The following is a 25192-nucleotide window of genomic DNA, read 5'->3' on the forward strand; positions in this document are numbered from 1 at the left end:
TACGCCAAAGATGATAATAGTAGTAGAGAATCCGAAGGAAAGGAGTAGGCAAATGACGAAACTCAGTATTGAAGACTTAGCAGCGGAATTGATCAGAAAGATCGAAGCGGGTGACATAGGAAATGAGCAGGGGAAGATGCCTAGTGAACGAGAGCTTTTGGCGATTTATCCAGTTTCTCGTTATACGTTACGTCAAGCCCTCAATAAATTGAGCAAGATGGGCTGGATCTACCAGATGCAAGGCCGCGGCTCGTATATTCGCTTTCAAAACAACCAAAAACCGGCCATTGAACAAGGAGATCTTGGCTTCAATGAAGACTTGACACGGGGCGAGAAAAACATTCGAACGGTCAAAGCCTCAAAGCGACTGGTCAAAGTATCAGAGGCGTTGTTTCTCCCAAGTCAAAAACAATTTGCGAAAGATCAGCACTTTATCGAAGTCCAACGGTTTCGCACGCTAGATGACAAACCCTATTTGATTGAACGCTCCTATTATATACCTGAAATCGTAGGGGAGATCTCCGAAACGATGATGGAGGGGTCAATGTTCCAAGCTTTGGCAGAAGAAAAACAACTGTCAGTCGCCTTCATCGACAAGTTCATCCAAAGCAAACCGCTAACACAGGAACAAGCAGCGTTCTTTCATCTAGAAGAAGGCATGCCCGCACTGATCGTACGAGACGACAGCTATCTGAGAAATGGCGAACTATTAGCCTTTTCGATGATCCATTATGATTATCGGATGGCGACATTATATATGCATAAAAAGTTGTTCGTTTAAAGAAAACGGATTTTCAAGAAACGGTTCTTTCTTTTTTTAAGGCAATAGAAAAGCAGCCCATCAGGGAGAAAAAAACTTACAGTTGCGGAGCAGCGGACTGGAACTTGCTTTCAAACTGAGAAAAAAGGGATCGCTTCCAATGGCTGAACCCTGACTGAGCAGGAAAACTATATAATAGGTAAAGAATCGATCAGCGACCTTGGCTTATAAGGTCGCTGATTTTTTTTGAGGGGATTGATCGGCGGTTAAGAAGGCGTGATTGTTGATTTAAGATAAAGATCGTTTAAAGAAGAACGCCTGTTTTTTAATACGAGGATATTTTGCTCATTTTTTAACAATATCACTGGGGATAAATGGTTTCCTCTGACAAATATTTCATCAAGTGAAGAAATATCTGATTTTTCAATCTGTTTTTGCTTTGATACTATCAAATAGACAACAGATGTTCTGCGAACGGAAGCCGTCTTTTCGTTTAATGGCTATTTTATTGAGAAACAGGCCGATTCATTTACTTGATTTCTATCTTCCAAAATACATGGAGGTCGTGGAAATCCAGGGATGTGGGGGTCTTTGCTTTCTTTTTTAAGCGAAGGGGGACAAGAAGGAAGCGGACATCACTGCTCAAAAGGTCATAGCAGAAACGTCAGCTCGTTTGAAAAAAAGCCCGAGGGTAGAACAGCCAAAGTGCAACTTTTCACGAAAGCAGACTAACAAGCAGACCAATTTGTAGACACATTAAATTGTTCAACGAATCAAATCATCGATGAGTGAGGAATCAGGAGGGGTAACATGGCATTATTTCGCAAAAAGAAAGATGAAGAAACTTACGAAGGCGTTCATGTCTACGACGAGGAATATGATGAAGAAGAGTACGACGAAGACGAGTACGATGATGAAGAATATGATGACGATGAGTATGACGATGAAGAATATGAAGACGACGAGTACGAGGACGATGAGTACGATGATGAAGAATACGAGGAAGACGAGTATGAGGATGATGCCCAAGAAGAGCTGCTGGCATTAGAAAATACCGTTTCACAATTGACCAAAACCGTCGAACATTTGACCAAGCAATTGGAAAACAAACAAGAATCCATCAATCGGATGGCTTCGCAAGCGACGCAACAAGAAAGTATCATTTATGAAAACAAGCAGCTGCAAATGCGCTACAACGAGTTACAGCAGCAGTTAAAAGAAGCAGAACGTCAACAAGAAGCACTCAAAACCAATTATGAGCAGGAAATTGAGCAGTTGACGAGTCAAGAAGACGAATTGATCGAAGTAGAAGAAGAGCTCGAACAATTGCGTCAAAGAGAAGATGAACTGCTAAAAGAATTAGAAGAAAAAAGCAAGCAAGTCCAAGCTTTTGAAGAAAAAGCGATTCATTTAGAAGAAAAAGCGGCGATTATCGAAAACTACAAATTAAAAGAAGTCGAAAGCATGCGGCGGATCACTTCGCTTGAAAATGAAAATCAACAGTTGAACATGCGCTTGCAAGAAGCCGAAGCGAAATATCGTGATCTCGAGCGTTCAAGAGTCGAACAATTGGCAGATAAGAATGTCTTACAGCGTGACTTGGAACGTGAATTGACTAAGGTCGAACAAATGAAGGACGAGCTGGCGACGATTTTGATCGAAGCAAAAGAAAAAGCACGGGAAACCGCTGCTGAAGCAGAACTGGAAGCTGACAGAAGACGTCAAATGGCGGAAAATGAAGCCCACAAGATCATTTCAGAAGCATCGATGGAAGTGATGAAGATCCGTCAAGAGATCAAGCAATACCAAGAACGACTTACGGCGTTTCATCATGAGTCGAAAGGGCTGTTTGAGCAGTTGATCCAGCATAGCAAAGTATTGAATCTGCCAGACTAAAACGAAGGTTATAAGTCGGAATAGACGAAAAGGTCTGCTGAATAATTTCTGAGAGCGACACGACAAAGGAGGGAAACCCACTAGGACCATATGTGCTGTTTAAGAAATCACGGGCAACAACTACGAGTTGATTTCTTATGAGAATGTTGGTTATTGGGACGAATGTGACGAATGATATTTTAAAAATTGCCATCTATCCAACCTTGAGTCCAAATCTTGAGGAATTATTTTATAAACAAGAGGCACTTCCATCAGTAATCACTGCCTGCGACAACCTCTATCAAAAAAAGTGGCCGCTCAAATCCTCGATCCGCAAACAAGTGACGCATTACTTTGAGCAATTTTATTCCATCGAAGCCTTCACCCATCATATCGAGATGGAGATTTTACGGAAAAAAATCGATTACTCAAAATTACGCATTCCTTTGGAACAGCAATTCCCACAGTTTGTGTGGACGCAAATCGGCATCAATCATGTGTCCGATGAAAAAAGCAATCTGTTTTTGGAGTTTGTACCAATCGCTTACACAGAAGAAGAGTTTCCCTTTACGATTCAGTTGGATGCCAGCTTGCAGCAGCAAGCCTCGGCTGGTGTAAGTGATGCGAACGACTTTAAAGAGCAACTGGCAAAAATCGTTCAAAGCGTGATCGATGAACAAAATGTCACGTTTGTGAGTCGCCCGAAAGCGCAAGTCCATGAAGAAAAACGGCAAGGCAAAACCGATGCAGTGAAAAAAGAGCTGGAAGACACAGTCGAGTTCCAAAAGGTCAGTGCGGATGAGCCACCAAAGTTCAAAAAGAAAGTTCGCAAAAAAAGCAGCAAAAAAAAACAGTCAAAAAAAGCCAAGCAATTGTCCAAAGTCAACGCCAATGAATTAGCGTTGGAGGAAGAGGCGAAACGAGAACGAGCAAGCAAAGAGCGCTTGCGCTTGGCCAATCAAAAGCTTGAGATCTACATCGAAAACTTGGAAGCCTCTTTGATCAAAAATAGTATCCACTATTTAAACAGCTTGACCGATGAAGAAGACGAGAACTGGCATACGCAATTGAAGATCAGCTTACGAGAATATACCTATCTTTTTCAAAAAGCCAAATACCTGGAACAGGTTTGGCGCATCAATGACAATCTCGTACAAAAGATCGAAAAGATGACCTTGAACGAAAAAGAGTTGACCTATGAGAGAGGGCAAGTGCAGCAAGTGGTCGACAACAACCTTTCTGCTAAAGATATCAGCTTGGTTTTTTATGAATGCAGCGTGATTGAGTCACGGGTCAAATTGTATGAGCGACCATGGTTTAGAAAACCTTACGCACGCATTATGAAGATGGACTATGACAATCTTTTACGAAAAGCCGCTTACTTTGATCTTCTCCAAAGCGAAAGCTATCTATTAGAAAAAAAAGCATTGATTGAAGGCAATACAGACGTTAGGAGCAGTCTATGAGAACCCAAAAGCAAAAACAACGATTCTTATTCTTATACCGCATCTACTTTATTGCTTCTTTGATTCCATTAGCGGTATTTTTGCAGCTGACCGCCTATTTTTATCTCTCTGCCTTTCGAGAATATGTCACTATCAGTCATTTGTTTTTACTCGCTCTTTTGCTAGGTTTTACGATGTATTTGCGGAACAATGCCTTCCATTATCAATTGCTACTTGTACAGCTTGAAAAAAATGAAAGCAAAGACCATGAACGACCAAAAAAAGGCACCAGCAAGAACAGCCCCAAGGAGGAGGATCAAGAAGATGAAAAAGCCCAGAAGAAACGTAAAAAGTCTGTTAGCGATCGGAGCATTTATCGGAATCATCAATAATCAAACGATTTCTGAAGCCATGGTTCGATCGATCTTAGGTGTAGAACCATCTACTTATATGGAAACCATCGATGCACAACGAGAAAGTCGTGGGCAATCGATAACGGATGCCCTCCGACCGGTCTCCTACGAAGGAGCTGACAGGATAACGGAGCAACTTGATACTCCTCCAGAACAAACAAATGAAAGCCTCCCAGAAGAATCGGAGCAGGCCGAAAAAGGAACGGAAGTTCAAGTCGTAAATGATATTGAACGACCGGCAGATGATGGGCAGATAGACGAGGAAGAAACAGAGAGCGGCACCGATGAAACAGAAGACCAAGAGATTGAAGATGTTCCGCCGACGCCAGAGCCTTCAGAAGGCGATCAACAGCCGAATCAGCCTGCTGGACCTGAAACGAACGAGGAAGAAACAAACGATACCAACAGCAGCAACAATAGCGGAAACAACCAATCAAATGGGAATCAAACCAATCAGGACAAAGAAAAAGATCCCGATCCAATCACTGAAGAACCCGAATCGCCGATCGATGAAGAAGAGCGGGAAAGCAACTTTCAGTTTTCGGTTTCACGTAATCTAACGACACAACAATTCATCAATGAGATCGGTTCTGACGCGCAGGATGTTGCCTATAACAATGATCTTTATGCTTCAGTGATGATCGCACAAGCCATCTTGGAGACTGGCTCAGGAAATAGTGCTTTATCCAGTCCGCCAAACCACAATCTCTTTGGCATCAAGGGCAGCTTTCGTGGGCAAAAAGTGACCTTCAATACGCAAGAAGATGATGGAAGTGGTGCGTGGTATACGATCTCTTCCAATTTCCGTAAATACCCAAGTTACCGTGAATCCATCGAAGATTACGCTCGCTTACTAAGAGGAGGCATCACAGGCAACCCGCGCTTTTATGCCCCCGTTTGGAAAGAAAATGCCCCAACCTATCGGGAAGCAACTGCATGGTTGACAGGGCGCTATGCCACGGACATCCATTATGACCAAAAGCTGAATGCGTTGATCGAGGCCTATGATCTAACCATCTATGACAACGAGCCAACCGAAGAGGTCTTGGAAGAGATTGAACGCACACGTGCACAAGCAATCGAAGCAGCCCGCAAGGAAGAAGCTAAGACGACCCGTTCGTTGTTTGAAGACTTGCAAAGAAGCTCGGTAAATCGTCGAGGCTCAGGGAATTTGCCTGCGTCCATTCGGACTGTCAAGGATCGCTTGCAGGAAAACGCCAATGCCAATACTTATGCAAACCAATTAAGAGGGATGGAACGAGCGGGCAGCGAGGTAGATGCCAATGAGTAATCAGTCGCAAGCACCTAGAAGAAAAAAACGTCCGCCACAGCCTGCCAAACGTGAAAAAAAACGAGAACAACCAGAGGATACACCGAGAAATCCCCGAATCGAAAAGTTTCAGGCGCAAGGCAAGCAAGCCAGCCCTTCAAGTGGCAAGAAACGACCAAAAAAGCCACCTCAAAAAGAACCGACAGGACAGGCGCCTGCGAAAAAGAAACGAAAAAAAGCGGCTAGCACAGCGAATCGCCCCAAATTACCGACCGAAAAGCAGCATCCTAGCAAGCAAAAAGAAAGAGCAGCTGCCAGTACGACCAGTGAAGCACCACGCAAAAAGAAAAAGCGTCCACCGCAGCAAGCACGTCCAAGCCAGCGCAACGAGCAGGGGAAAACTAAGAAATCAAGTAATCCGAATGCCAAATCAAAAGGGACCCACAAGCAAGGCAAAAAACCAGCGGAGGTTTCCCAGAAACGACCAACCCCGCAAAAAGGCAAAGCTGCGACGAAGAAACCAACAGCTAAAAAGAAATCTGGTGATCTCGTACTGAAAATCATTTATCTGATTTTCTTGGTTTGTAGCATGACTGTCCTCTTTACGTTTATCGGCTTATATGTAGCTGATCAAAACGAGATGACGGTTTTCAATCATCGGGTGGTGCGTTTATCTGATAATGGCATGGCGAATCTTGACAGCTCCGCATTACGCACACAAGATTTGATCATTTTAAGAGAACAAGCCTTCACTCAAGTACAGCCAAACGGGATCGGAGTCTTTACAAATAGCTCAGGAACAGGCTATATTGCCCGCCGAGTGCTATCGATCGAGGCTGACGAAGAGCAAGGCTATCATTTATCCGTCATTGGTGATGGACAGGCATTTGGGGAAGAAGCCATCGAAGCAGACCGTTTCGTTGGGGAAGTCTCAATGAGTATCAACCATGTAGCAGATGTGTTTCGTTTTATTGATCAAAACTTGATATTATCTATCATCTTCTGTGTATCATTGATCGCCTTATTCATTCTATTAGGCATTTATCTCTTTACTTGAGAGCCTTCATTACTTGAGAAAAGAGGAAACAAGGTTGCAAAAAAAAATAGTGTTAAGAAATAGTATCGCGGGTCTGCTTTTCTTTCTTTTGTTGCTTAGCATCTTGATTTGGCAGAATAATCAGTCTATTCACATTCGTCGTTTAGCGGATGAAAATGAAGTGTTCGAAAAAATCGAGATTTTGGAAGAATGGCAGGAACGAATGACCCTTACAGGGACGACGATCCAACGATCCGTTCGGGTAATGAACGCCAGTGAAGTGCCAGTGTTTGTTCGAGCAAGCTTTGAAGAAGTGCTGCGCTATATCGCGCCAGACAGTGAGGAAGCAGCCTTTGAGCAGGCGGCAGATGCGAGTGATGCGCCAGACTTATTACCAGTACTGTCTCGCTTTGATGAAAACGAAATTTTAGCAAGAGGGTATCAGAACGTGACCCAGCAGATCCCAGAACTTGTTGGAAATGCTCTTGATGGTCAAGTGATGGTTTGGATCAGCGATGAGACGATCGAAGAGTTGGCACCCACGCCTGCCTTGGATGCCTTCGATAGTGAAGAGATGCAGGAGTTATTGGGGGAATTAGACGCTGAAGGACAGGATAATCCTGAGAACTTCTACGATCACACCGAAGGCAATGAAGAAATGGAGGAGCAACCGTCATCAGACTTGATCGATGGTCCGCCAGATCTCTGGCAAGAACCGGTCCTTGTCGAAGCGCACTTCAGCTATTCCTTTCGACGAAACCAACAACCGGTCATGCAGAAAATGAGTGGGGAACTGCTGCTGCTCAATCCTGCTGATCCGGTTGCTGAGTGGACCTTTGAAGCAGCCAACTTGACCTATAGTTATTATCTTGAAGGGTATCGTTATTTTGTTCGAAACTGGGCGGAGTCGCAGCTAGCCAGCCCCTTTTCCACCAATGAAGAACCTACGGGATTCACGTATCTCGGAGAACAAGGAACGATTGACCAGTCGTCATTTGATTACACGACGACAGAATCTGGGTTAGGCAGTGCCTTTCAATTGCCAGAGATGATCAGTGCGTTTCCCGATGCTGCTGGGTTGTATCCGACCCAAACGGTGAAAACGCTAAGCAGCTTTGTGTCTGAAAGTCCCGCCCAGATCGACTCAGAAGCCATCATGATCGAATTCGGCTCTTTGAGCGATTACCGTCAGATCGATCGAAATACTTGGATCTATAATCCCGATGATGGCTGGTTTTATTATAGTTTCCCTTTGGACCGATCCTATCAAAGTGAAGACGGTTATGGCGTCACCCGTTCACTGATCGAACAAGTGATGATCGATACAAGTGTCGCAGACGATAGCCATCTTGCCTACGAACTTTTACCGAAAGTCGAAGTCATTCAGGCTTCTGATCGACAATCATTAAAGGAGGTCTTTCAGTTAGACAATGATCGGCCAGAGAGTGCCACTGCGATCATCTATCGGCATTTGCACTCACTTCAATAAGTTGCTAGAAAATAAGTCAAGGAGAGATTCACGTGAAAATGGTCATTGAAGAAATTGAATACCGTTATTTTCTTCAATACGGGAAGTATTTGGATTATTTCTACCAACAATACATGCAAGCGAATGTCGAAGATCCTGATGTTGAAAAAGGGCTCGCCGAGATTCAGCGACTGGTTGAAGAAGAAAGGTATCATTATATCAGGGAACGAATTCGCATCACACGCAAAGCCAAAAAAAGTATTCCATTAGCTGACTACCCTGATTTCAATAAACTGATTCACTGGGGGTTCACCCTTAGCAAATTATCTTTTCTTGACCCAGATACAAGTATCAACCAGCTAGAAGAAAAGGATTCTCCTTGATCGGGGGCTAGGCAAAAAGCAGGTGATGAAACTGAAAAACGGCAGACAAGCACATAGAGTACTTGATGAATCAGGGTTCAGCCTTGTTGAGATCCTTGGAGCGATCGTCATTCTCGGGATCGCGATGGTCATGATCGCCATGCTGATCATCCAAAACAACCTGATCCTTAGCTACAATACCCGAATGGAAGAGGCTATCGCAGCACGAGATGACGTCAAGGAATGGCTAATCTACCGAGCGCAGACCCAAGATTTGGCGGATTTGAATATCGGGATCTTTACTGCTCGACCATCTTGGATGATGGTCGATCCAGATGACCCCTCAGAAATTCGCAGACACCATTTGGTCCTCGATAATTCAGGGATTCAATACAATGCGCAAGGGCAACCGATGTATGAAGAAATTCCGATTGCTGTAGATGATCTCAATCGGGGACGATTTATTCGCAAAGTGGTATACGATCATTCTGGCGCTCATTTGCCGCAGCCCTTGGCAAATTCGGAAGAAAATCGCCTCTATATGGGAACGTACTTGTCGGAGAATGAAGAAACCACCAACTATTTAGTCAAGGTCTCCATTCGTGAAGACCCCAGGCATGGACTGCGAGAAGACAGTTATGATCGTCGGCAGCTGGGCATCGGACTTATTATTCAGGTCTTCGATAAACAAACGGGCGCATTTTTGACAGAAACGTATCTGCATTGGGTAGTTGACTATTGAGAGGGCTGGCTGTTCTTGCGGAAGTTGCAAAGGAGGGGCGCAGATGAAGCATCGGTTACAGGATGAGCAAGGAGTCACGCTTGTCGAATTGTTAGGGGCGATCGTGATATTCGGCATTATCATTGCTCTCTTTTCTGGGACACTCTTTCTGATCGTCCAAGCCTCTGTCCGTCAAGGTCGAATTGCTGCCTTTCAAGGGATCGCGAATGAAATCATGGCGCAAGCAGACCAAATCGCCAAAATTGACGGCATCTATGAACATGCGGGGTATTTAGGAAAATATGATAGTCTTCTTTTCCACGAGGAACATATTGTCAAAACCATGCCCGAAGGAACCTTAGGGGCAGCAATTACGGAAGAGGGCAGTCCGCGAATGGTTGTGACGGATATCACAGATACCAACAATATCCGTGCCAGAGTCTATGATACGAAAGACCCTACCATTAAGTTAAAGATCATTCAACAAAAAAATGAGAATGAAGCGACGCTGACCCATCACTATACGCCAAATTATCGCGATACGTTCAGTATACAGACCAAATTTTTCGTTTTATTTTACACGGAAACGATCAATTTTGCGGATTATTATGATGATTTGACTGGCTGGTGGCAGATGGAGGATCTGGTCACTGATAACCACGAGCAGATTATCTATAGACGAGAATTTACGATCAATTATCGGGACAATGAGAAAGCAAGAGGGGGGGTACCGGGGAATGGACGATGGTAGAAAAAATGAAGCGGGTTTTGCGCTGATTTATGCCCTCGCGGCGATCATTCTTTCCTCTTTGATGATTGGCTTGGTCTTCCTTGTTGCTCGAAATGTCAATTCACAAATTCGAACGGTAGATAGCTTCCGTCGCGTGGAAGATGTACACGAATATTCCTTTCAACTCGCTTCTCAGGACCTAAAACTGAGAATAGATGATTTAATCACTCGAACCATGCAATCTGGCGGCTTCTATTCTAATAATAATGAATGGATAGACAATCTAGATAACGAATTGAGATCTGTGCTGGATGAAGTCGATGTGAATGAGACCATCGATAATAAATTTTCTTTTACCTCCTCTATTGTTGACTATGAATATAATGAGATCGCCCCTTATGTAATGACGAAATCTGGTGGGGAGCAAGGATGGATCCAAGCAGCCTCGATGCTGCCAGATAAAACCAATCTTCAAATCATTATTCAAATTCAATCGCAAGTCACGGATCAGACGCAACTGGCTGAAGGACAGCCGCGAGTACATACAGCTTCTGCCGAATATATCTATGAAATGCAGCTTGAAGAAGAAGACCTCGAACAAAGACAAACACAGCTGGATATTTGGCGAAACATTTTTTATCCCTATTACCTACCCTCTACAGTAGGACAAGCGGTATCCGCCGATACTTGGATTCGAAAATTATTCGAAGTCGCCGATTTCCAGCGCGTACGCCCATCATTTGATTATCTCGCCTTTGAATCGGATGACTTCCTGCAATTTGGGTTTGCCAACAATGTCCTGCAAGATTTTCAAGACGGCAGATTTTTAGATTTTCGTACAAAGCCGATTCTTAATCGGCTGCATTTCGATGGTTCCTTTTTCTTTAATCATGGGGTCCAGATGGAAGGACAGGGAAGCGGGCAGTTTTCGGCAAAAAGTCTGCTTGCGATCCAGAATGATGGCGGACAGCCTAGCAACGGGTTGAACTTGATCAAAGACGTCTTCTTGCAAGCGGGTCTAGGAATGTATATCGATTTGGGCAGTCGAGCTGGCAGCCGCTTGGTCCTCTCACAAGCATATACGGATATCCTTGCTGGAAACGTATGGATCAACAATACCAATAGTTCGGCTTCGAGAGTTGAGCAAGAAGGAGTTCTCTTTGCTGAAGGTCATCTGAATGTTTCTGTAAATTCACCAGATGCGGGCTCTGGATTAGGCGAATTAAATAGCAATTATTTTAATTTCTATCATCGAGAAGCTACGAAACAAAACCCTGCTGCAGATGGTAGTTTGACGTTTATGAAGCCGTCAATGGTTCTGACGAGCAGCAATTTTTATGCGGGACCGGTCACGGAAGGCTCGATCGTGCATAGTACCGAAGATACGGAACGAAGGATTACTGTTTATGGTGATTTTATGCTGACGAATACGATGATGCCTAGTGGTGGAACGATCGATGATTTCTCGTATTTTCAGAATCAAAATCAATTCACAGTGCCTCATGACCCGTCAAGAATCACATTGGATGGCAGCAATACCATGATGGAGGTTCACGGGCTTTCATTTATCGATGCGCCGAAGACTGGCATTAGCAGAAGCAGGCAGCTCAGCGGTTTTTGATTCTTACTATGAAGATCCAGCGTATTGGAATCAAATCACCTTAAAAAATGGTGCCCAGCTGATCTTGGGTCATACAGGCGTTGAACCCTTTCATTTAGCTGTGGATAGAGAGTCGACCTTTGTCATGGAAATCCTGCCAGATTTGGCATTATTTGACCCGACTTTTTTAGCAACAGGGGCTCATAACCGGCGTCTTGAAGGAACGGTCGTTCTCGTACCTTACTATATGGATGACCAGGTGGAACTGGAAAATCAACTGCAACAATTAGGCGTCAATTATCGCGTCCGCGACTTTGAAAGTCAGGCGCAACCGGGGGAGGTAACGATCCTCAGAAGTTTTTTGGATCGAAACATGTGGTCTGATGATGAAGCATATTTAACCGTTACACGAATGTTTGACTATATCAATAAACTCGATTATTGAAAGGAGGGCGCCAGTTGCCGCAATCAAGTGAAAGAACGCCACGTAGAAAACCTAGAAGGCCTCTCAAAAAGTCAGAGAGTAGTCCAAGTTCAACCACCGCTGAGAAAACACAAACAGGCAACCTGTTTGACTTAGAGATCAGCTCAGAGGTTTTGTCCCTGATCCCCCGCTCGTTTGCCAAACAGCACAGCGTCTTTCCGTTAGAGAAAAAAGGCAATCGTTTGACCGTTGCGATGGCAAACCCTGGAGATTATGCGGCGATCAATGAAATGCGTTTGATCACTGGGTTATTGATTCGTCCGCAAAAAGCCCACAATGCCGATATCCAACAACTGATCGTTCGCGATTACCCTTCTGAGATCAGTTTGGATGGCTTGAGCGACTCTCTCGTTGAAACCATCGATCCAGAAGGCGACTCAAAATTAGATGATTCGCCGATCGTCAAATTGGTCAATACCCTGCTGCAAGATGCGGTGGATCGGGGCGCCAGTGATATCCATTTCGATCCCCAAGAAAAAGGATTAGTCGTCCGCTTACGGGTCGATGGGGAGCTTCGCACCCATGAAAACTTGCCTAAGAGTATTCAGACTGGGGTTACTTCACGACTGAAAATCATTTCCTCCTTGGATATCACCGAAACACGTGTGCCACAAGATGGTCGGGCAATGATTCGTAACGGGGGCAACGTGGTTGATTTGCGGGTCTCGGTTTTGCCTGTCATTCATGGGGAGAAAGTCGTGATTCGGGTGTTGGATCGCTCCAGTGGCATTCGGCGCCTAGATGAGTTTCGCTTTGAACCGAAGGTATTGGCAACCTTTAAAGCGATTTTGCATAAACCCCACGGGATCATTCTTGTCACTGGACCGACAGGATCCGGGAAATCATCTTCCTTGTATGCAGCGCTGCAAGAGTTGAACACGCCTGAGATCAATATTATCACCGTCGAAGACCCAGTAGAGTTTCAGCTGCAAGGTATCAACCAAGTGGCAGTTAACAGCAACGTCGGTTTGACCTTTTCCGCTGGGTTACGGTCGATCTTGCGGCAAGACCCCAATGTCGTGATGGTGGGAGAGATTCGGGATGGCGAAACGGCGGAGATTGCGATTCGAGCTTCCATGACTGGGCACTTGGTATTATCCACCCTTCATACCAACGATTCCGTCAGTACCATCAATCGCTTAGTCGATATGGGCGTAGAACCGTTTCTGGTCGCCAATGCGTTAGAAGGCATCTTAGCTCAACGGCTCGTCCGAACCCTTTGTTCTTCTTGTAAGACAGTAGGACCAGCCAGCGACAAGGACAAGCAGTTATTTGAATCCTATGGCATCACGGTCACGGAACTGGCACAACCCGTTGGCTGTCCAAAGTGTGGCAATACAGGATTCAAAGGGCGAATGGCCGTCCAAGAGCTGTTGACGATCGATGCCAAGCTGCGCCGTATGATCACGAACAAAGCGACCAACGACCAGCTGATGGATTATGTTCAGGAACGAAAGATGCGCTTTTTGTTGGATGATGGGTTAGACAAAGTGCAACAAGGCTTTTCCACCATCGAAGAAGTCTTGAAGGTGGTCGCCGCAGAAGAGTGAGGCGCTGATTGATTTATCGGTGATCCAGGGATCACCGGAGAACTACATACATTGTTTTAAAAGGAAATGCACATAGAAAGGGGCTGGTTTAATGGATCAAACGAGAGTGGCAACACAAGAGCGAGCAACCAAAAGGGCGACGAGAGAAAAAACAGCTCCGACCCGTACCCGCATTCGGGAAAATCGTGAACTGAGAGAAAAAAAACGTGCCCACAGTCGCCAGAGCGATCAAGACCGATCTGTCTCGACGCGGGAGATCATTCAAAAAGCAGAACGGCAAGCAGTGACAAAAACGACGACTGCCAGCAGTACACAGGGCGTCAATCGCAACGAAGCGGCGCAATTTGCTGCCATGTCACCTAAAGAGCGGATCGATCATTGGTTGATGATCGCCGTCGAACAAAAAGCATCGGATATCCATTTAGTCGAAGGCGTACCGCCGATTTTTCGTCGCCACGGCGACTTGCTACCGATCGAAGGGGTGCCGACCATCGACACCAAGGACATCGAAGCCATTGCCGAAATCCTTTGCAACCAAAGGCAATGGGAGGAATTCAAGGGAAAAGGCGAGACCGACTTGGCCTACGAACTAGGCGACATCTGTCGCTTTCGGGTCAATATTTTCCGCCAAAAAGATACCGTTTCGATCGCCTTGCGGCAGATCCCCATCGAGATCCCGAAGTTAAGCAAACTCGGTATGCCGACCGTCTTGCGGACTCTGATCCATAAAAGCCAAGGCTTGTTCTTAGTTACAGGGCCGACCGGTTCAGGGAAATCAACGACACTGGCTGCGATGCTGGACTATTTGAATGATACCAAAAAGACGCATATTTTGACGTTGGAAGACCCGATTGAGTACATCCATAACCACAAAAAAAGCATCGTTGCCCAGCGCGAAGTCGGCAGCGACACCATGTCCTTTGGCAATGGCTTACGAGCTGCCCTGCGGCAAGATCCAGACGTCATCTTAGTAGGGGAGCTACGAGATTTTGAAACGATCTCGATTGCCTTGACGGCAGCGGAAACGGGACACTTGGTATTAGGAACCTTGCATACGTCAAGTGCCCCAGCGACCATTGAACGGATCGTCGATGTCTTTCCTGCCGATCAGCAGACTCAGATTCGTACACAGCTTGCTGGCGCATTACTAGGGATCTTGTCCCAACGCTTGCTGCCAACGATCGATGGCAACGGACGGGTAGCAGCAACCGAGATGATGCTCAATACCCGAGGAATCGCCAGCTTGATCCGTCAAGGGAAAACCCACCAGATCCATAATATGCTGCAGATGGGGAAAAACGAAGGCATGCATACCATGAGCGCTTCTTTAGAAGAACTGGTTGCTGCGGAACGGGTCGATGCCGATGTGGCAGATAACTTGATGGAGGAAGGGGGCGAATAGCCGATGGCACTCTTTGCCTATCAAGGCACCAATGTCCGTGGCGAAACGTTTTCTGGCAGCTTGCGTGCCAATTCCTCCGTCGAAGCCCGCCAAAAACTGCGCCAAAAGCACATCAAAGTCAGCAGCTTGATCGAACAGCCAGAAACCTTGGCGAATAAAGAGATTCAACTCTTTACAAAAGTTTCGTTAAAACTGCTGGTAGGGTATTTGCGCCAGTTTTCCACACTGATCGCTTCGGGGATCACGATCGTTGATGCTTCACGAATGCTAGAAGAGCAACAAAAAAACCCGAATTTCAAGAAAATTCTTGGTGAAGTTCGGGATGAGATTGATAGCGGACGCCCGCTTTCAGAAGCCTACAAAGATCATCCCAATGCCTTTCCGACACTTCTGACCAGTGTCATCGCTGTTTCGGAGATGTCTGGATCACTGGAAGGAAATTTGAAGGATATGGCGGATTACTATGAAAAAAGCGCCGAAAACCGTAGCGGCATCGTCACCGCGATGGTTTATCCGATTATTTTAGTGATTTTAACCTTTATCGTAGGGATCATTTTATTGGTAATGATCGTCCCGATGTTTGTGGAAGTATTTGAAGGATTTGATGCCGATCTGCCGACGATCACCGTCGCAACGATGGCAATCAGCGAGTTCCTTCAAACCAGAGGGTGGGTTTTAGCCGTCTTGATCGTCGGATTTTTCTTCGGCCTGTGGATCGCACGACGTAATCCAACCTTCGATTTCGCTTTTCAAAGTTTTCTATTACGCATTCCGCTGGTGGGCGATATGATCACCAAAAATAGTTTTTCATTATTTATGACAACCATGTCGACACTGCTTAGCAGCTCCGTCGGTATGGTGACCGCCTTGAATATGAGTCGGGATGTCGTATCCAATAAATACATCAAGCGAATCATCGATAATTGTGCCTTTCAAATTGAAGAAGGTGGCAAGATGAGCGATGTCTTTCGGGGCAACATGATGGTCCCGATGTTAGTGACCCAGATGGTCGAGATTGGCGAAAGTACTGGTTCCCTAGAGGACATGCTGAAACGATTGAGTATCATCTATCAAAAAGAAGTTGATGAAACCAGTAAGCGAATGAAAACAATTATTGAACCAATAGTTATTTTGGTGATTTGTGTGATCGTTGGCTTGATCGTTGCGGCGATCATGATCCCGATGTTCGATTTATTCGGTGCGATCCAAGGATAATGATTTTGGTATTATCAAGCTACCTAGACAGCTTGTTTAATATATATGGAAGAAACAGGAGGAGTAAACACACTATGATTGATGCAATTTTAGCAGAAGAAACAACAGACAATCGATTGAATAAATTATTGAAAGACGAGCGCGGCCTCTCCTTGGTCGAGTTGCTGGCAGTAGTCGTTATCTTAGCGATCATCGCTGGGATCGGGGTTATTGCGATTGGGAACGTGATTCAAAATACCCGTGAAGACTCTGTAGTATCTGAAATTCAACAAGCCTTTTCAGCGGGGGTTTTATACCAGTCAACAAATCACGAATTGAATAATAACAGTTCTGCAGACATTGAGTTCACTTTAGAAGATGTCATGGAAGATGGCTTGCTTAACAGTGATTCTTGGGTCGAAAATACTGAAAGTACTGTTATGTTCTATATTGATACAGATGGAGCGTTGTCGATGTTTGTACCTGAAGAGGTATTAGAAGCTGGACAGAAGAAGAATAATGCTATTGGTGAAGCTGATAATGGTTACACACAAACAGAAATCAACTCTCTTACTCGAGATGATGTCTTCGGAACTCCTACACCTTAAGTCACTAACCTGACCTAAGGTGTACGGCAACTCAACCCCCAGGAAAAAAGGAGTTTTTTATGAACGAAATTTTGCAACAGATCCCAATGGGCCTAATCATTGGTTATCTTTTCATCATAGGAATGTGTCTAGGTTCTTTTTTCCTAGTGGTTGGTTGGCGGGTTCCCAAAAAGGAATCCCTGCTGACTCGCTCGCACTGTGATGACTGCCAACAGACATTAGGTGCAAGGGACCTCATTCCAGTTTTATCATACCTTATTTTAAAAGGCAAGTGCCGCAAGTGTCAAAAAAAGATCCCGCTGATTGCTTTTCTTTATGAAGTGTTGATCGGCATGCTATTTACGGGTACGACCTTGCTGTTTTGGGGCACTGCTGAAGTGATTGCCGCTTGGTGTTTATTAGCCTTATTAGCCATTATTTCTGCCAGCGACATCTTCTATCAGCTGATCCCCAATAAAGTGTTAGCCCCTTTTTTCGCTGGAGGGATCGGTTTACGGTTGATCCAACCGCAAAATGAATTTTGGTGGTATTGGCTCGTTGGCTTCTTTGCTGGCTTCTTGCCATTGTATCTATTAGCGGAGCTCAGTAAAAAAGGCATGGGTGGCGGCGATATCAAATTATTTGCCGTCTTAGGCGTGTATATCGGCCCAGTGCAAGTCTTGACCGTTTTATTTGTCGCTTCTTGCTTGGCAGTGATCTTTTACGTGATCCAAATGCTACGGGGCAAGGTCAAAAGCCGCTACATTGCTTTTGGTCCCTTTATCGCCATTGCTACCGGCATGGTTTATCTTGGCAGCGGCTGGTTCCTTTGAATCGGGTTGCTGACCTTGGCGTTTGCTTGTTTTGCTAAGCAAGCGTTGTACATAGAAATAACGTTGGTTCCTTCATATAAAACCAACAAGAAGAAAGCAGGTCCTCGTATGTTTGGCAAAAAAACAATTCCCCGCTTAGTTGGGATCGACATCCAAAAAAACTGCATCCGTTACTGTACCAAAAAAGGTGATCGCCTCAAATACGGCGAGCTGGTCGTGAATGGTACGATTTTTAAAGATGATAAGCTGCGCAATCCTGATAGTCTTGAAGCCGCCTTCAATGAGATTGCCAAACGCTTGGGATTACGCACGATGAGTGTGGTGATCACGGCACTAAATTCTCGTCTGCTGATCAAACAGATCCCAATCGGTAAGATGAACTCGGAAAAAGAGATTCGCGAGTACTTGTATTTTGAATTGGGGGAGTCCATCTCCTTGCCTTTTGAAAACCCGATTTTTGATCTACTGATCCTAGGCAAAGGCAATAAACAAAAAGTGCCAAAATAGAAAAAGAAAAGGGCCAGCAAGAAGGAAGAAAAAGCAGAGCCGCAAGCTGTGGTCATCCAGCGGAATCGGTTTACCATCAATGGCAATGTGCCAGTCGTGGTCACATCCGAGCCGATTTTGATTCAACTCGGCGACACATTGAAAAAAGGCGGCCATCAGCTGATGGGCGTCGATTGCAGTTTTCTGGCGTATAGTCGTATGTTTCAGCGACAGATCAACTGGAGTGAAAATTTCGTGCTGGTCGAGTTAGATGCTGGCATCGCCAATATCACCTTTTTTGAAGAATTGGTGCCGACCTACTTGCAGTATGAAGATTATAATCAAGCCAATTGGAAATATATTGAAAAAGCCCAATCTGTGCAAGTGAGCTTTAGGGAAAGCGCGGAGATCCAAGCTCTGGAAGGGTTGGCAGAAACCCTGAATTCGGTGATTGCTTACTATTATCAGGAAATCTCACCTGACTGTGAATTGAAAAAAATCTACTTAGTCGGCGGTCATCCAATGCTGCGGAAAGAAGTCCAAGAAATTTTTCATGACGTGTCTTCTTTGCCAGTCAAAATGATTTCCGCAAAAGTAAGTGAAACCAGCAAGAAAAAAATTCCCGACCGCTATGTCTTGGCTGCTGGATTAGCGACGAAAGAGGTGTAACCATGAACATCAATCTATTGCCTAATAAATTTATCCGTAATCGGGCGTTTGAAGTCATTCTTTCGGTGTCGCTTCTCCTTTCGTTAGTTGTCGTTGGGGTTTGTGGGTTAGGCTTTTGGTATTATCAACGTTTGGTGACCAATAATCAAAGCAATATCATGTCTAGTCAAGCAGAGCGTATCGTCTTTCAGCGCCAGTTAGAAGAGATGTTGGCGTCAAAATCTCAAGACCTACAAGAATTCATTGCCCTGCAAAAGCAAGAGAAATATTTCACGGCACCTATTATGGAGACTTTTGAAGAAGTGGCATCAGGGATCAATGTGACCATCAATTCGTACAATTTGCTGCTAAATGGCGAGGGGACAATGTCCGAAACAGCCCAAGACGGCACACCATTGTTTCCTTCGGTGAACTTGGCGGTCCAAGGGGATGTTTATGAAAGTCTGATTCGCCTTAAATCGGCTTTTGAAGCAATTGATTGGGTACATCATGTGACTTATCAATCCTTCTCTCATAGTTCAACGCCGCAAGATGGGCGCATCACTGTCTATCTCTCACGAATCGATGCACCACAAGTGATCAGTGAAGACAGCGAAGAAGAAAGCGAGGTGGAAGCGGATGACTAGAGTCTTTTTCTCCAAAAAACACATCATCATCTCCGCGGTGATTGCACTAGTTCTTGCTACCTCCGTACTCATTTTCTGGCTATTTTTGCTGAACCCCAAACGTGCCGAAGGGATCGAATTGGCTCAGGAATTAGCTGGGATCGAAGCTGAGATCCGCGACATTCAAGAACAGCTGGTCTACCTGCAAGGGGAACCAGACCTTCTTTCATCAGAGACCGTCAATGAGGTGCCGATCATTCCCAATGGCATGGCGATCGAGTCTTATTTTACCGATCTCGCTGCTCTTGAAACGGAATTGCCGATCACGATTTTGCAATCGACCTTTAATGAGGAGATGCTTTACCCTACACCAGAACAAATGGCGGATCAGACTGGTGACAATCCTTTGGCTACGCAATTTCGGGTCACAAGGATCGGCTTTGACCTCCTGAGTGAGACGAATGAAGGAATCGTGCGTTTTATTGATCGGATGGAAAACCTGAATCGCTTTTTAAAAGTTGAATCAGTCGAATATCGGCAAGGAAGCAATACGTCAGGAGCAGATGCGTTTTCGGCAAGTGTCGTTATCAAGCTGTATTATCTATCGAGCTTTGAAACGGGACAAGAACTGTTGGAGTAATCAAAGGAAAGGGGTGCCTAGATGAAATCATTTACTGTTCTAGCGACTGTCTCGAAAATCAAACTGGCTGCCGCTGCATTAGGGGGCTTTATCATTATTTCTATCTTGTATGCGGTCTTTGCTATCCATGGTGGCAATTCTTATGAAGTGTCCGGTCACTTTGACCCAGATACAGGACAATATGTAGTGACGATCGAATCGGAACAAGCCGCAGGCGAGACGCTTTTCTTGATGGCGAATCATGAAGCGCTGGTGTCATTAGAAATGTTTGAAATGCTTGAGCTGGAAGAAGCGACCTTGCATCCAGCTGAACAAGAGGGTGTTTATGGTGTGGAAATCGAAGTGGCGCCTACGGAAGAAACGTTGTCCTTGGCATTACCAGTCTCTTTAGGAGAAGAAGACGCCATCGAATTTGTTCTTAAGCGGGGAAACCGGACGCTGCAAAAAATCGCTCCGCCTTCTCTCGATGAACGACAAGCCTTGCGATTGGAAGCTGACAAGGCTGTAGAAGAAGCAGCCTTGCTTGACATTCAGCAGCAGGAAACCAATGAGTCAGCGGCAGTCGAACTACTTTCAGAACGGGCGACGCAAGGAGAGCGTGCCGAAGTTTCGGACTATCAAGAGCTGCGGGCTGCTTTTAGTGATTCCTCGATCTCTGAAATCGTGTTTCTCGCTGACATTACCGCTGAGTATACGAATGAGACCAACAATCGTTTAGCTGCGTTGAACCGGTCGGTGTCCATCGATGGGAATGGCTTTACCCTGACCACACCGAAGCGTTTCAACACGAATGGGACACCAAACAATACCACGATTCCGACTGGACGTTTCTTTGAACTGACGACTACCCATGATCGTGAGCCGGCGGTCTTTGAATTAAAAAACATGATGATCGATTTTCAAGGAAGCAATAGATCTACAGATGCATTGATCTATCAACAATCGCTGGCAGCATCGGCTTTTTGGACAGTCAAAATAGAAAATATCGAGGCAAAAAGTGGTGTGCTAGAGGGAAGTACGGGCAATGATTTCCTTTATTTGCAGCAAGGAAATCTCGAGATTCGCGGAACGTTCCATTGGGTGGCTCACAGAAATCCAACGGCAGGTACTAATAATGATAATGGCAGCTTTAATGTCAAAAGTGTCTTGATCACGGATGAGGCGGATGTCAAGATCTCAAATACTCGGCCGATTTTTCGACTTCATCCAAATAACAACAACATTTCAACCTCGTTTCGAGTCAATAAGGGTTCCAAAGTAGACCTCTACAGCGTCCAGCTACAAGTAATTTGGGCAAATCTTGAAGGACGTACCAACGAGGTGATTTTTGAAGTCGAAGGTGAAGGCACGGTTTTAAATGCCTCGTCACAAATGGACTTAGCTGGAGCTGACGGTGCAATCATTTCCTTGATTGGACGGCGGGATGAGACCCAAAATAAGTTTTCTCGTACGATTATTTCTGGTGGGGCGGTCGTAAACTCGTATTCTAGAGCGCCCAGTCCCACGAATGGTGTACCGCAAGGAACCCCTTCTTTTGTCAATCAAATTTCAAAAGCGGGAGCGACCACCAAACTCGGTGGCAATGTGACGGTGACGGGAGAAGGGTCGCAGTTCAATCTGTTTGGCGATGGGCAAAATCATGACTATGCTTCTGTCATGCGGTTTCGCTTAGTAGGGGAACAGACCTTTGTGCTTGCCGACCAAGGGAGAATGAATATCGTCAAATACCATGGCAATGCGGCTGCAGTGCGGATGTACGGGCGGAACAACGAGTTCTATGTGGAGTCAGCTGGCCAATTGAACATCTTTAACCATGCAGGCACCAGGACTGCGGCAGATGACGGCATCTATATTGATGAAACAGGCTTTGCCGTATTCGATCAGTACAATGATGAAGAACGAGAATTTGATCCGTCAGCCGCTTCCACCATTACTGCCAGTAATGGTGCAGATAGAGCAGGTCGACAAGGGATTCAGTTTCCCCTTGATAGCAGTGGAACCTCGGTCTTTAATGCAAAAGATGAAAACAGTCGAATTCATATTTATGCTCACAGGGGACCAGCAGTTTGGGGACAAAGTGGTGGGTTCGAATTTCTAGCTGGCAAAGATGCTACCTTTCGAATGGAGGGGCATACAAGTGGAGCCAACAATGGTATTATCAGTTCCACCAATGTAAGTAATTTCACTATCGACGAACCACTGTTTTATGACTTCCGAAATAACCGTCCCAATGGCGGACAAGCATTCTCAAACACAAATCGCAACAGTACCTTTACGTCTAATCGTGTTGGACTAGCGGTTTGGGAAAAACGCAACGGAGTGAATCTAGATGGTGATCCGGACAATTTCTGGAATCCACTGAGCTATCAACTAGGCAATGTCAATTTTGCACAAATCGTTAGTCCGCAGCCGGGAGAGCCTTTTTCAAATGAATTCAACAGTACGACTTTTAGGGGCGGGAATGCCTACACGCGATTTTCTGCCAATAATTATCCGCCAATGATCCAGCACTTAGTGACCCCGACCAATGCCGACAAAACCTTTTATGCCAAAGCGGTCGTTCCGTATGAATATACGGGGGCGATTCGTGATGCCTGGGAAGATGAAGTCTGGGTGGAAGTTGCTTTGAAGGACGAAGCAGGCAACCAGCTTGAAACGCAATGGCTTTCCTCCAAATCAACTGTCGATGTTTTTGGTGAAGTGCATAATGGTGTGATCGCATGGACGCGGGACGACTTTTTCAAGACAGGTCAACGTTTTGAAGTGCTGCGTGCCCATCGGGGATTAGACCCCACGATGGAGGGTGTTGACGATTCGATTTTTATTCATGCAACAGAAGAGAGTATTGCCGCTTTGCCTGATGCGGTCGTCGTGGATGTACGACCACCGACTGGTCTGCAAGTGGCAGAGGATCAGGTCTTTAATGAACGGACGACAACAGTTTCGGGGATCATGGATTTTCATTCTCCGCAAGACGATCAGCCAAAAGAGCGGGTCGCCATTTATGCGAGTACCGCGCAAGGATTGATCCGTGATGCTTCAGGTGACCCATATGTCATTACGCTTGATGCCGAACAAGGCAATTCCGTACCATGGCAGTATCAATTACCTCGTCGCCTTGTTCCTGAAGAGGATGTGTATATCGAATTTTACGCAAAAGATTTCGCAAATGATCGCTACGACGATTTCGTAGGAACCTTACCAGATACGACCACGACGGAACCCAATGGTCAGTTGGGGAGCACGAATCCGTCCGCCAGCGATTACGAGGACTATTTAGGGTATCGTGATGCCATTGGCGATGATCGTTTCCCACCAGCGCTCTCCTTTGAAGTCACCAGTATTCGACCTTCTGACCCATCGATTACGTTGCGAGTACCGCAAAGCTTTGATCGTGATGAAGAAGGCAATCCGATTATCACAGTGGGTAATCAATTGATCTTGCGGACGATCGTAGAAAGCAACGATGCGCGAAATTCTGGGAAAGACGATATTGAGAATGCTGTCGTGACACTAGATATCTCGCCGAATTTATTGACGTTCTTAAATGTCGATGCGCTCGTGTACCAAGACAATATCGCCTCGGCTAGTCTTTCTGGCGATCGTATCACGATCCACTTAGAACGACCAATCGCACCGGGGGATCGCATGGAATGGAACTTGACTGCTCGAGTGGATGAACAGGCAGCTGCTGGTAATGTTCTGACCCCGGTAACGATCAACGGAAGAGTTTCGGGGAATCAACCAGAGACGGAAAACATCCTGATAGGGGAAGACAGTCTCACGCTGCAGACCGGTACACGCGCTGTCACTGGTGAGTTGATCAACCTTGCTGTTCATAACAATCAGCTGCAGATTTTTTACTCCAATCTTAGTACCTTTGACGTCTATATGGATGGAACCTTTTATCGAACATACAACGTGCAGCAAAGACCCGTCACGGATTCTGTCACCCTTGACATTCCTGTTCATGACATCCGTAATTTGATTTCTGTGCGCTACAAAGATGAAAATGGCGCAGACCGTGTTTCTTATTGGAACAATATCTGGGACTTCATCGATTAAACGTGAACAACCTGTTTTAAAACAAACAGAAGAAGAACAGTCTTTCACTGCTGGAGCCGCTTGTTGCTGACCGAATTGCCTTGGTCAACAAGCGGGGAGCTATGTAGGAAAGGCTGTTTTTTTGTGGGGAAATTACTGGAGGAAAAGGGGAAAGCAGGGTTTTTGTTCCGCAGGTTTTTTCGTGCTAGACTAAAAAGCAGAGGCACGTGAAGCAACAGCAAAACGAAGGGAACAAAGAAAGGACGTGCCGCAATGGCAACAACAGCCAAAGAAACCAAAGTACATGATGTATTTGAATCGATCGCTTCCCGTTATGATCGAATGAACGGTATTATCTCCTTTCAGCTGCACAAACGGTGGCGCAAGGACACCATGAAACGGATGGCAGTACCAATGGGTGCTGAGATATTAGATTTATGCTGCGGGACCGGGGATTGGGCGTTTGCTTTAAATGAAGCGGTCGGTCCGACGGGGCAAGTGACCGGCGTTGATTTTAGCGAAGAAATGTTAACGGTTGCCAAAGCAAAGGCACAGAAAAAGCAACAAACGCAGATCCAGTGGCAGACGGGCAATGCGATGGCATTAAGTTTTCTAGACGCGCACTTTGATTATGTGACGATCGGGTTCGGGTTGAGAAATGTCGCGGATCGCCAACAAGTCTTGGCGGAAATCCATCGGGTGCTGCGCCCAGGCGGGAAAATCGTTTGTCTCGAAACATCACAGCCCACACTGATCGGCTGGCGGCAACTGTTTACTTTTTATTTTCACCATGTCATGCCGTTATTTGGCAAATTGTTCGCCAAAAGCTATCAAGAATATTCCTGGCTCCAGGAGTCTGCGCGGGATTTTCCTGACAAGGAGACATTGAAACGGGAGTTTCAGGCAGCTGGCTTTGATGTGCTGCAAGTCAAAAGCTATGCAGGAGGTGCGGCGGCGATGCATCTAGGGGTCAAACCCTAAGATTGCCTTCCCTTTGTCCGAGAAAAAACAAGAAAAA

At 45.5% G+C, this 25192-nt stretch carries 23 protein-coding genes; all 23 read left to right on the plus strand.

The genetic code is table 11. From position 1 onward, the window contains the following. The first annotated feature begins 52 nt into the window (after positions 1-52). The 23 genes from IGI82_RS06495 to IGI82_RS06605 all read left to right on the plus strand — a co-directional run bounded on the left by IGI82_RS06495 (position 53) and on the right by IGI82_RS06605 (position 25155). Positions 53-781: a GntR family transcriptional regulator gene (locus IGI82_RS06495; RefSeq protein WP_438841922.1), complete on the plus strand. Its 729-nt coding sequence runs from the start codon at positions 53-55 to the stop codon at positions 779-781. Between the two features lie 789 nt (positions 782-1570). Continuing rightward, positions 1571-2656 carry a DivIVA domain-containing protein gene (locus IGI82_RS06500; protein WP_142964400.1) on the plus strand — a complete coding sequence of 362 codons (1086 nt, stop codon included), beginning with the start codon at positions 1571-1573 and terminating at the stop codon, positions 2654-2656. A 137-nt stretch (positions 2657-2793) separates the two neighbouring features. Further along, positions 2794-4101 carry a hypothetical protein gene (locus IGI82_RS06505; protein ID WP_375818778.1) on the plus strand — a complete coding sequence of 436 codons (1308 nt, stop codon included), beginning with the start codon at positions 2794-2796 and terminating at the stop codon, positions 4099-4101. Continuing rightward, complete coding sequence (locus tag IGI82_RS06510; protein WP_005235091.1) at positions 4098-4472, plus strand: hypothetical protein; 375 nt, start codon at positions 4098-4100, stop codon at positions 4470-4472. Before IGI82_RS06505 ends, IGI82_RS06510 begins: the two co-directional genes overlap by 4 nt. Further along, positions 4405-5784 carry a glucosaminidase domain-containing protein gene (locus IGI82_RS06515; protein WP_438841923.1) on the plus strand — a complete coding sequence of 460 codons (1380 nt, stop codon included), beginning with the start codon at positions 4405-4407 and terminating at the stop codon, positions 5782-5784. The genes IGI82_RS06510 and IGI82_RS06515 overlap by 68 nt, the downstream gene beginning before the upstream one ends. Continuing rightward, complete coding sequence (locus tag IGI82_RS06520) at positions 5777-6820, plus strand: hypothetical protein (protein ID WP_061054321.1); 1044 nt, start codon at positions 5777-5779, stop codon at positions 6818-6820. The genes IGI82_RS06515 and IGI82_RS06520 overlap by 8 nt, the downstream gene beginning before the upstream one ends. Before the next feature lie 13 nt (positions 6821-6833). Continuing rightward, entirely contained in the window at positions 6834-8288 is a 1455-nt protein-coding gene (locus tag IGI82_RS06525; protein ID WP_167826738.1) for a hypothetical protein, read from the plus strand. Between the two features lie 38 nt (positions 8289-8326). Continuing rightward, positions 8327-8650 (plus strand): hypothetical protein, encoded by a 324-nt coding sequence (locus tag IGI82_RS06530; RefSeq protein ID WP_413153626.1) that lies wholly within the window; start codon positions 8327-8329, stop codon positions 8648-8650. A gap of 25 nt (positions 8651-8675) precedes the next feature. Next, positions 8676-9371 (plus strand): type IV pilus modification PilV family protein, encoded by a 696-nt coding sequence (locus IGI82_RS06535; RefSeq protein ID WP_375818963.1) that lies wholly within the window; start codon positions 8676-8678, stop codon positions 9369-9371. 43 nt (positions 9372-9414) lie between these two features. After that, the gene (locus IGI82_RS06540; protein WP_413153471.1) at positions 9415-10101 is read left to right on the plus strand and encodes a type II secretion system protein; all 687 of its coding nucleotides are present in this window, start codon (positions 9415-9417) and stop codon (positions 10099-10101) included. Next, a complete protein-coding gene (locus tag IGI82_RS06545) occupies positions 10088-11701 on the plus strand; it encodes a type II secretion system protein (protein WP_438841924.1) in 1614 nt (537 codons plus the stop codon). Before IGI82_RS06540 ends, IGI82_RS06545 begins: the two co-directional genes overlap by 14 nt. Further along, positions 11652-12125, plus strand: coding sequence for a hypothetical protein (locus IGI82_RS06550; RefSeq protein WP_438841925.1), 474 nt, complete (start codon positions 11652-11654; stop codon positions 12123-12125). The genes IGI82_RS06545 and IGI82_RS06550 overlap by 50 nt, the downstream gene beginning before the upstream one ends. A 14-nt stretch (positions 12126-12139) precedes the next feature. After that, entirely contained in the window at positions 12140-13714 is a 1575-nt protein-coding gene (locus tag IGI82_RS06555) for a GspE/PulE family protein (RefSeq protein ID WP_008378687.1), read from the plus strand. Positions 13715-13805: 91 nt separating this feature from the next. Beyond that, a complete protein-coding gene (locus IGI82_RS06560) occupies positions 13806-15116 on the plus strand; it encodes a type IV pilus twitching motility protein PilT (RefSeq protein ID WP_008378685.1) in 1311 nt (436 codons plus the stop codon). A 3-nt stretch (positions 15117-15119) separates the two neighbouring features. Beyond that, the gene (locus IGI82_RS06565; RefSeq protein WP_438841926.1) at positions 15120-16331 is read left to right on the plus strand and encodes a type II secretion system F family protein; all 1212 of its coding nucleotides are present in this window, start codon (positions 15120-15122) and stop codon (positions 16329-16331) included. Positions 16332-16405: 74 nt separating this feature from the next. After that, entirely contained in the window at positions 16406-16918 is a 513-nt protein-coding gene (locus tag IGI82_RS06570) for a prepilin-type N-terminal cleavage/methylation domain-containing protein (RefSeq protein ID WP_325815608.1), read from the plus strand. A gap of 59 nt (positions 16919-16977) precedes the next feature. Further along, a complete protein-coding gene (locus IGI82_RS06575) occupies positions 16978-17730 on the plus strand; it encodes a prepilin peptidase (RefSeq protein WP_008378680.1) in 753 nt (250 codons plus the stop codon). A 108-nt stretch (positions 17731-17838) separates the two neighbouring features. Beyond that, the gene (locus IGI82_RS06580) at positions 17839-18237 is read left to right on the plus strand and encodes a hypothetical protein (RefSeq protein ID WP_438841927.1); all 399 of its coding nucleotides are present in this window, start codon (positions 17839-17841) and stop codon (positions 18235-18237) included. Positions 18238-18285: 48 nt separating this feature from the next. Beyond that, a complete protein-coding gene (locus tag IGI82_RS06585; RefSeq protein WP_438841928.1) occupies positions 18286-18885 on the plus strand; it encodes a hypothetical protein in 600 nt (199 codons plus the stop codon). A 2-nt stretch (positions 18886-18887) separates the two neighbouring features. Then, positions 18888-19511 carry a hypothetical protein gene (locus tag IGI82_RS06590; protein WP_430606412.1) on the plus strand — a complete coding sequence of 208 codons (624 nt, stop codon included), beginning with the start codon at positions 18888-18890 and terminating at the stop codon, positions 19509-19511. Next, positions 19504-20130 (plus strand): hypothetical protein, encoded by a 627-nt coding sequence (locus IGI82_RS06595; RefSeq protein WP_087627265.1) that lies wholly within the window; start codon positions 19504-19506, stop codon positions 20128-20130. Before IGI82_RS06590 ends, IGI82_RS06595 begins: the two co-directional genes overlap by 8 nt. Positions 20131-20151: 21 nt before the next feature. After that, entirely contained in the window at positions 20152-24195 is a 4044-nt protein-coding gene (locus tag IGI82_RS06600) for a pectate lyase-like adhesive domain-containing protein (protein ID WP_438841929.1), read from the plus strand. A gap of 252 nt (positions 24196-24447) precedes the next feature. Next, positions 24448-25155 (plus strand): demethylmenaquinone methyltransferase, encoded by a 708-nt coding sequence (locus tag IGI82_RS06605; protein WP_438841930.1) that lies wholly within the window; start codon positions 24448-24450, stop codon positions 25153-25155. Positions 25156-25192 lie beyond the last annotated feature (37 nt).

Source organism: Enterococcus sp. AZ067 (assembly GCF_051715005.1).
Taxonomy (GTDB): domain Bacteria; phylum Bacillota; class Bacilli; order Lactobacillales; family Enterococcaceae; genus Enterococcus_D; species Enterococcus_D casseliflavus.